Annotated in this window: 1 protein-coding gene; it reads left to right on the top strand. The window is 41.5% G+C overall.

The window, feature by feature from the left end; genetic code table 11:
* The coding region (locus tag B5F08_RS13045) for an RCC1 domain-containing protein (RefSeq protein WP_087380378.1) at positions 1 to 1480 on the top strand (1480 nt) is incomplete at both ends.

The following is a 1480-nucleotide window of genomic DNA, read 5'->3' as shown; positions in this document are numbered from 1 at the left end:
GGACTTAAAAAAGACGGAACTGTAGTTTATGCCGGAAGCAATAAAAACGGAGAAAAGGAAAGATTAAAAGGCTGGAAGAATATAGCCGCAATATCTGCAAAGAGAAATTTAGTTGTGGGATTTAAAAGAAACGGAGAGATTGTGGCAGAAGAGTGCGGTATAAGCCAAAAAACCGATGCTGCAAACTGGAAAAATATTGCCGGTATTTCCATAGGGTGGGAACACACAGTGGGACTTAAAAAAGGCGGCACAGTTGTGGCGACAGGCTGGAATTATTATGGAAGCTGTAATGTGCAAAGCTGGAGAAATATAGAGGCGATAGCCGCAGGAGGCAACCACACTGTGGGTTTAAAAAAAGACGGCACAGTTGTGGCAACAGGACAAAATTACTTCGGTCAGTGCGATTTACAAAAATGGAATGATATAGTTGCCGTTGCGGCAGGAAATAATGTGACATTCGGACTTAAAAAAGACGGTACTGTTTTATTTAAAGGCAGCGGTGACTATTTCCTTGATGAAATAACAAATTGGAAAAATATAATCAGCATTGGGGCAGGAGCCTATCATGCAGCTGCGGTTGACATAAACGGCAAGATTATGTGTACAAAATTAAAAGAGGGATTCAGCAATCAAATTGACGGCTGGAAAAATATTAAAGCAATTTCCGCAGGAAGCAGTTGTATTGCAGGTCTGAGAAATGACGGAACGGTTATAACAACAAAAGAAGAAAGCGTAATAAATACGAAAATAGACGGTGTGAAAAATGTGGTTTCTGCTGTGGCTGGAGATAACTATGTACTGTGTCTGAAAGATAACGGAACAGCGGAAGTAATAGGAAACGGAAAAGTAGTAAAATACTCGGTAAGAGATTGGGAAAATATAGCGTCTGTTGTCACAGGACGCCGCCATGCGGCAGGAATTACAAAAGACGGAAAGGTTGTTGCCGTAGGGGACAACGATAAAGGCAGCTGCAAAGTATCCGAATGGGAAAATATTACGTCTGTAGCTCTTGGAAACGAGCACACTGTGGGAGTAAAGAAAGACGGAACAGTCGTGGCAGTTGGAGATAATCTCTTTAAACAATGTAATGTAGAAGAATGGAGAGATATAAAATCCGTTGCCGCAGGAAGTGATTTTACGGCAGGACTAAAAAAAGACGGAACCGTTGTGATTACAGGCTATGGAAATTACCGTTTGAAAGATACGGGCAGATGGACAAATATTTCTGAGATTGTATCGGGAAACTATCATCTGGCGGGATTAAAAAGTGACAGCCGTGTTGCAGCTGCCGGAGAAAATAATGCCGGAGAATGTGATGTTTCCGGTTGGGTAAATATTGCCGCTATAGCCGCCGGAGATAATTTTACAGTGGGACTTAAAAAAGACGGAACTGTAGTTTATGCCGGAAGCAATAAAAACGGAGAAAAGGAAAGATTAAAAGGCTGGAAGAATATAGCCGCAATATCTGCAAAGAGAAATT

It is taken from the genome of Anaeromassilibacillus sp. An172 (assembly GCF_002160515.1).
In the GTDB taxonomy this organism is placed as follows: domain Bacteria; phylum Bacillota; class Clostridia; order Oscillospirales; family Acutalibacteraceae; genus Limousia; species Limousia pullorum.
The sequence above is the reverse complement of the archived record's forward strand: the minus strand, read 5'-3'. Positions and strand labels throughout refer to the sequence as shown.